Here is a 7,168-nt window from a genome sequence, read left to right on the forward strand (position 1 = left end):
GAAAATGCTTAGGTGAATAGCATTACGAAGTTAGTTTGTTTCTGCGGATTTATCAGGTGCGCGGTATAAAACTCTTTACTGGTCGAATCTATAGATTATTCGGCTATAAATAAAAGGCACTGATCAGGATTAATGAATAAACGTTATTTCGTTTTATCTATTTAGTTAAAAACAACGACGTGACGATGTTTGCGATGACTGTTCCGGCCTCTTCGCGAGCAAGTCCGCTCCCACAGGATAACGCTGCGTTTACAGGAGCGGGCTTGCTCGCGAAAGCTATCTGATGGTCACCACTGCGCGCGATGGGCACCCAGTTCCCCGGCCGGCAGCGCCCATTGCAGTGGCGTCCCGGTGATCTTCAATGGCACCTGCAACCGATGGGCCGGTCCCCACGGCGTTTGCTCAATCAACATCCCTTGATCGTGGTCATCCTCTGCGCGCAATGGCTCGTTGGTTCCGGCGCCATGTTCGATCAACAGCTTCGCCGTCCGTGCCAGCGACAACCGCGCAGAACCACCGTGCCCCAATAGCTTGATCGCACTGGCCGCCATTAAATACCCGGTGGCGTGATCAAGGGCCTGGACCGGCAGCGGTGTCGGTTTATCCGCCTTCTTCCAGTGCATGCCCGCGTCGGCAATCCCGCTGCTCATCTGCACCAGGCTGTCGAAGCCGCGGCGGTTCTGCCAAGGGCCGCTCCAGCCGTAAGCGTTGAGACAAACATCGATCAGGCCGGGGGCCAGTGCCTGGCGTTGGGCGATGCCGTAACCCAGGCGTTCCAAGGCGTCGGCGCGGTAGCCGTGAAGCAGGATGTCGGCGTCCTTGAGCAGGCTTTCGAACACCGCGCGATCGGCTTTGTCGTGCAGATCCAGGCGCGCACAGCGTTTGCCCAAGGTGACTTCCGGCACCACGCCCGGTTCGTTCCAGGTCGGTGGGTCGATGCGCAGCACGTTGGCGCCGAGGCCTGCGAGGAAGCGGCTGGCGATCGGGCCGGCGAGCACCCGCGTGAGGTCCAGTACCTTGATTCCGGCCAGCGGTTGCGCCACCGAGCCTTGCCACGGTTTGGCGTTCTGGCTGCCATCGGCGCTGAATTGGATCAACGGTTCGGCGTTCACGGCTTGACCTTGGGGGTGAGCTTGCCATTGCTTCCAGCTGCGCATTTCGGCGGCGCATCCACCGGCCGCGACCACCGCCTGTTCCAGATCGCTCTTGCCCCACTGAGCCACTTTGCTCGCCATCGCTGCGCGGTCGGTGCAGGCGCCGAGCACTGATTCAGCAGCGGCGCGGTGATGGGGCGCGTTGGTGTGCAGGCGGATCCAGCCATCTTTGGTTGCATAGTCGCCGGCAACCGGGTCCCACAATGGCGGGACGCTCCAGCCCACGGGGCGGATCGAGGTGGCGAACCAGAACGACGCCAGGCGGCGGTCGACTTCGAGGCTGGGCAAACGACCAGTCTGCCGGTGCAGCAGTTCGCTGGCGGCCTGGCCGGCGGCGGCAATGCTGGCGCAGGCCAGATCGGTCACGGCAAAAGCCGAGGGCAGGGCGCCGCTCGAGGTGAACGGGATTGGGGTGTGAGGCAAGCCGAGTGCGGCTTGAATGGACGTGAGTAAATCAGTCATCGAAGGCCCTCCGGAGCGAGAGCCCGAGCATAGTTCAAAAAGACGGCTCGGCCAGGTGAAATCCTGTGGGAGCAAGATCGATCTGTCAGGGTATTCATCGATTTCCGAGCGCCAATACACGCGATCCAGAATGAATGTTTAACGACACCCTGTGTTACGTCCTAAAGCCCACGAAACCTTGCGCCNATACACGCGATCCAGAATGAATGTTTAACGACACCCTGTGTTACGTCCTAAAGCCCACGAAACCTTGCGCCGTTGCCTACGCCTGCGCCAGAATCCGCCGGCTTGTGCGCCTTGGGCCGGGTCGGTAACTTGATTCGCATCACTGATTCCCAGTGATCGGGTTTAGCAGCCCGGCTTTGTTCGCTCCCGGTTGCATAAGTCTCATCCAGTCAGGCATTCGCCTGTGCTCGATGGTGGCTGTGCGCATGGCACCTTCGGGTGCGCCGGGTTTGGGAGTGACTACCGGTCTGCTAACTTGCGCACAGCTGCCTCCCCTTCGTTTAGCAGTGAAATGGATGCGGCCTTACTGGAGTTACTCCCATGTTCAAGGTTACGCCTAACCCGCCGGTCACCGACCCGGTCTCCCCCTACGAATCCCCCGATTCCAGAAAACTCAACGAAGCCGCCGAGCGCGCCCTCGACCATTACCTCAACCCGGCGGCCACGGTCATGGCCACACCCTACCAACCCAACAACCTGTACCTGGCCAACCCGGCGGCCGCCACCGAGCCGATGCTGGTCAACGCCAGCGAAACCCTGGGCTCGGCCACCGTCATGCTCAACGACTTCGCGGCTTTGCTCGAAGGCACCCACCGCAAAACCCTGCTGGGTATCGCGCAGGTGGTGATGCTGGCTGAACTGGCGGTCAATCAGGTGCTGGATAAGGTGGTGCCGACTGAGTAATTCCCTGCGTTATGGGGGAATCGTTGGCCAAGTTCGAGAGCAGTATTGCCTGAAATGACGCCTTCGCAGGCAAGCCCGCTCCTACAGGGATGTGCATTCCCCTGTGGGGGCGAGTCTGCTGCTACAGCTTTACCCACGCCCCAGCAGATAGGTCGCGTAATCCGGGATGCGGTGTTCGTGAGCCTGATCCATCAACGGGCTGCTGAGCAGGTAGTCGGCGCTGCATTCGTTGCAGGCCACGGGGATGTTCCACACCGCCGCGACCCGTAGTAATGCCTTGATGTCCGGGTCGTGGGGTTGCGGTTCGAACGGGTCCCAGAAGAACACCAGCATGTCGACCCGCTGCTCGGCGATTTGCGCGCCGAGTTGCTGGTCGCCGCCCAGCGGACCGCTGATCATGCTTTCCACCGGCAGGTCGAGGCGTTGTTGCAACAACAACCCCGTGGTGCCGGTGGCGACCAGTTCATGCTGCGCGAGCTTGTCTTTCTGCCGCTCGGCCCAGTCCAGCAAAAACACTTTGCAGTGGTCATGGGCGACCAGGGCGATACGCTTGCGCGCTGCCATGGTCTTTTGCGTAAAGCTGATACCGATCATCGGTTGCTGCTCCACGGTTTACTCGGCGTTGCAGAGCGCCAGGCAGTTATCGAGCATGCGGTTGGAGAAGCCCCACTCGTTGTCGTACCAGGCCAGCACTTTGAGCAGCTTGCCGCTGGACTTGGTGTGGTTGGCGTCGAAGATCGACGACAGCGGGTTGTGGTTGAAGTCGCTGGAAACCAGCGGCAGGGCGTTGTAGCCGAGAATCTTCGAGTGCTGGCTGGCTTGTTTGAGCAGCGCATTCACTTCATCGGCCGACGCTTCGCGCTTGAGCTGCACGGTCAGGTCCACCAGCGATACGTTGATCACCGGAACACGCACCGCCATGCCGGTCAGTTTGCCCGCCAGGTCCGGCAGCACCAGGCCTACCGCTTCAGCGGCGCCGGTCTTGCTCGGGATCATGTTCTGGGTGGCGGAACGGGCGCGGTACGGGTCGGTGTGGTAGACGTCGGTGAGGTTCTGGTCGTTGGTGTAGGCGTGGATGGTGGTCATCAGACCGCTTTCGATGCCCAGCTCGCGGTGCAGCACCTGGGCCACCGGGGCCAGGCAGTTGGTGGTGCACGAGGCGTTGGAGATGATCTGGTGCGACTGGCGCAGAATGTCGTGGTTAACCCCATAAACCACAGTGGCGTCGGCGCCTTTGGCCGGGGCCGAGATAATCACTTTGCGCGCGCCGGCCGTAATATGCGCGGCGGCTTTGGCACGGTCGGTGAACAGGCCGGTGCATTCGAACACGACGTCGACCTTCTCCGCGGCCCAAGGCAGCTCGGCCGGGTTGCGAATGGCGCTGACCGAAATACGGTCGCCGTTGACGGTCAAGCTTTCCTGATCGTGCTGGACTTCGGCATCGAATGTGCCGTGAACGGTGTCGTATTTGAGCAGGTGAGCATTCATCGAGCTGTCGCCCAGGTCGTTGATCGCAACGATCTGCAGATCCTGACGATAGCCTTGGGTATACAGTGCGCGCAGGACATTGCGGCCGATACGGCCAAAACCATTGATTGCGATTCGAAGAGTCATTTATAGCGCCGCCGTCGTTTTGTTGTTGGAATTACAAGATTATTCGCAAAAAAATAGAAAACAAGCCTTTTTAGTGGCAATATTTTGTTTTATCTACAACGAGTGACCTGAATCAACTGGTCCGAATGATCAAGAAAGCCGTCTGTCATCCCGATCACAACGGCGTTTGATCAGCATAGACAATCAGGTCGCCACATCCGTTAGCCTGGAGTTCTACACATGCATCCCCGCGTCCTTGAGGTCACCGAACGGCTTATCGCCCGCAGCCGCGCCACACGTGAGGCTTACCTTGCATTGATCCGTGGCGCCGCCAGTGACGGCCCGATGCGTGGCAAGCTGCAATGCGCCAACTTCGCCCATGGCGTGGCCGGGTGTGGCAGCGACGACAAGCACAGCCTGCGGATGATGAACTCCGCCAACATCGCCATTGTTTCGTCATATAACGACATGCTCTCGGCGCACCAGCCGTACGAAGTCTTTCCTGAACAGATCAAAAAAGCCCTGCGCGAAATCGGCTCCGTCGGCCAGTTCGCCGGTGGCACCCCGGCGATGTGCGATGGCGTGACCCAAGGCGAACCGGGCATGGAACTGAGCCTGCCGAGCCGTGAAGTGATCGCGTTGTCCACCGCCGTGGCGCTGTCCCACAACATGTTCGACGGCGCGCTGATGCTCGGCATCTGCGACAAGATCGTGCCGGGCCTGATGATGGGCGCCTTGCGTTTCGGTCATCTGCCGATGATTTTCGTGCCGGGCGGGCCGATGGTGTCGGGCATCTCCAACAAGCAGAAAGCCGATGTGCGTCAGCGCTACGCCGAAGGCAAGGCAACCCGCGAAGAGCTGCTGGAATCGGAGATGAAGTCCTACCACAGCCCTGGCACCTGCACGTTCTACGGCACCGCCAACACCAACCAGTTGCTGATGGAAGTCATGGGCCTGCACTTGCCGGGCGCCTCTTTCGTCAACCCGAACACGCCGTTGCGCGATGCACTGACCCGCGAAGCGGCGCATCAGGTCACCCGCCTGACCAAGCAGAATGGCAACTTCCTGCCAATCGGCGAAATCGTCGACGAGCGCTCGCTGGTCAACTCCATCGTGGCCCTGCATGCCACCGGCGGTTCGACCAACCACACTTTGCACATGCCGGCCATCGCCATGGCCGCAGGCATCCAGTTGACCTGGCAGGACATGGCCGACCTCTCCGAGGTGGTGCCGACCCTGAGCCACGTGTACCCGAACGGTAAAGCCGACATCAACCACTTCCAGGCAGCGGGCGGCATGTCGTTCCTGATCCGCGAACTGCTGGAAGCCGGCCTGCTCCACGAAAACGTCAACACCGTGCTCGGCCACGGCCTGAGCCGCTACACCCAGGAGCCGTTCCTCGAAAATGGCGAGCTGGTCTGGCGCGAAGGCCCGATCGAAAGCCTCGACGAAAACATCCTGCGCCCGGTGGCTCGCGCATTCTCGGCAGAGGGCGGCTTGCGGGTGATGGAAGGCAACCTCGGCCGTGGCGTGATGAAGGTCTCGGCAGTCGCGTTGGAAAACCAGGTCGTCGAAGCACCGGCCATGGTGTTCCAGGATCAGCAGGACCTGGCCGACGCGTTCAAGGCCGGTCTGCTGGAGAAGGATTTTGTCGCGGTGATGCGCTTCCAGGGGCCGCGTTCCAACGGCATGCCGGAACTGCACAAGATGACGCCGTTCCTCGGCGTGTTGCAGGACCGTGGCTTCAAAGTCGCGTTGGTGACCGACGGGCGCATGTCCGGCGCTTCGGGGAAAATCCCGGCGGCGATCCACGTCAGCCCCGAAGCTTATGTGGGCGGCGCTTTGGCGCGGGTGCAAGAGGGCGATATCATCCGCGTCGATGGCGTCAAAGGCACCCTGGAGCTTAAGGTGGACGCCGAAGAATTCGCAGCGCGCGAGCCGGCCAAAGGCCTGTTGGGCAACAACATCGGCACCGGTCGCGAACTGTTTGGTTTCATGCGCATGGCCTTCAGCTCCGCAGAGCAAGGCGCCAGCGCCTTTACTTCTGCCCTGGAGACGCTTAATTGAAACTGGCTTTGGTCGGTGACATCGGTGGGACCAACGCACGTTTCGCGTTGTGGAAAAACCAGCAGCTGGAATCGGTCCAGGTGCTGGCGACGGCAGACCACGCCAGCCCGGAGGAAGCGATCGCGCTTTACCTGAGCGGGCTGGGCCTGGCGCCGGGTGCGATCGGTTCGGTGTGCCTGTCGGTGGCGGGCCCTGTGAGCGGTGATGAATTCAAGTTCACCAACAATCACTGGCGGCTCAGTCGCAAGGGGTTCTGCCAGACCTTGCAGGTGGATCAACTGCTGCTGGTCAACGATTTCTCGGCCATGGCCCTGGGCATGACCCGCTTGCAGCCGGGCGAGTTCCGGGTGGTCTGCGAAGGCACGCCGGAGCCGTTGCGGCCGGCGGTGGTGATCGGCCCGGGCACGGGCTTGGGTGTGGGGACGTTACTCGATCTGGGTGGGGGGCGTTTTGCTCCGTTGCCGGGGGAGGGTGGTCACGTCGATTTGCCGCTGAGCAGCCCGCGAGAAACCCAACTGTGGCAGCACATCTTCAACGAGATCGGCCATGTCAGCGCTGAAACGGCATTGAGCGGCAGCGGTTTGCCGCGGGTCTACCGGGCGATCTGCGCGGTGGACGGCCATGAAGCTGTGCTCGACACGCCTGAGGCGATCACAAAGGCCGGGCTGGCGGGTGATCCGATTGCCATGGAAGTGCTCGAGCAGTTCAGTTGCTGGCTCGGCCGCGTGGCCGGCAACAATGTGCTGACCACCGGTGCACGGGGTGGTGTGTACATCGTTGGCGGGGTGATTCCACGGTTTGCCGACTTTTTTGTTAAAAGCGGTTTCGCCCGGTGCTTCGCTGACAAGGGCTGCATGAGCGATTACTTCAAAGGCATTCCGGTGTGGCTGGTGACAGCGCCGTATTCCGGCCTTGTCGGTGCAGGCGTGGCGCTCGACCAGGCTTGAAACCGTATGATCGTTCCCACGCTCTGCGTGGGAATG

Annotated in this window: 6 protein-coding genes; 3 read left to right on the forward strand and 3 right to left on the reverse strand. The window is 61.1% G+C overall.

Translation table 11 applies throughout. The annotated features are described in order from the left end of the window. Positions 1-287: 287 nt before the first annotated feature. A complete protein-coding gene (locus tag HCU66_RS26345; RefSeq protein WP_205891304.1) occupies positions 288-1,616 on the reverse strand; it encodes a CoA transferase in 1,329 nt (442 codons plus the stop codon). Positions 1,617-2,162: 546 nt separating this feature from the next. On the opposite strand from HCU66_RS26345, the gene HCU66_RS26350 reads away from it, so the two are divergent. Then, complete coding sequence (locus HCU66_RS26350; RefSeq protein ID WP_205891305.1) at positions 2,163-2,525, forward strand: DUF6124 family protein; 363 nt, start codon at positions 2,163-2,165, stop codon at positions 2,523-2,525. A 129-nt stretch (positions 2,526-2,654) separates the two neighbouring features. On the opposite strand, the gene HCU66_RS26355 is transcribed toward HCU66_RS26350, so the two are convergent. Next, positions 2,655-3,119 carry a methylglyoxal synthase gene (locus HCU66_RS26355; RefSeq protein ID WP_205891306.1) on the reverse strand — a complete coding sequence of 155 codons (465 nt, stop codon included), beginning with the start codon at positions 3,117-3,119 and terminating at the stop codon, positions 2,655-2,657. 18 nt (positions 3,120-3,137) lie between these two features. Continuing rightward, positions 3,138-4,139 carry a type I glyceraldehyde-3-phosphate dehydrogenase gene (gap, locus tag HCU66_RS26360; RefSeq protein WP_205891307.1) on the reverse strand — a complete coding sequence of 334 codons (1,002 nt, stop codon included), beginning with the start codon at positions 4,137-4,139 and terminating at the stop codon, positions 3,138-3,140. A gap of 219 nt (positions 4,140-4,358) precedes the next feature. On the opposite strand from gap, the gene edd reads away from it, so the two are divergent. Continuing rightward, a complete protein-coding gene (gene edd, locus HCU66_RS26365) occupies positions 4,359-6,185 on the forward strand; it encodes a phosphogluconate dehydratase (protein ID WP_205891308.1) in 1,827 nt (608 codons plus the stop codon). After that, the gene (locus HCU66_RS26370) at positions 6,182-7,132 is read left to right on the forward strand and encodes a glucokinase (protein WP_205891309.1); all 951 of its coding nucleotides are present in this window, start codon (positions 6,182-6,184) and stop codon (positions 7,130-7,132) included. Before edd ends, HCU66_RS26370 begins: the two co-directional genes overlap by 4 nt. Positions 7,133-7,168: the final 36 nt, after the last annotated feature.

This window comes from Pseudomonas frederiksbergensis (assembly GCF_017114915.1).
GTDB classification, from domain to species: Bacteria; Pseudomonadota; Gammaproteobacteria; order Pseudomonadales; family Pseudomonadaceae; genus Aquipseudomonas; species Aquipseudomonas frederiksbergensis_I.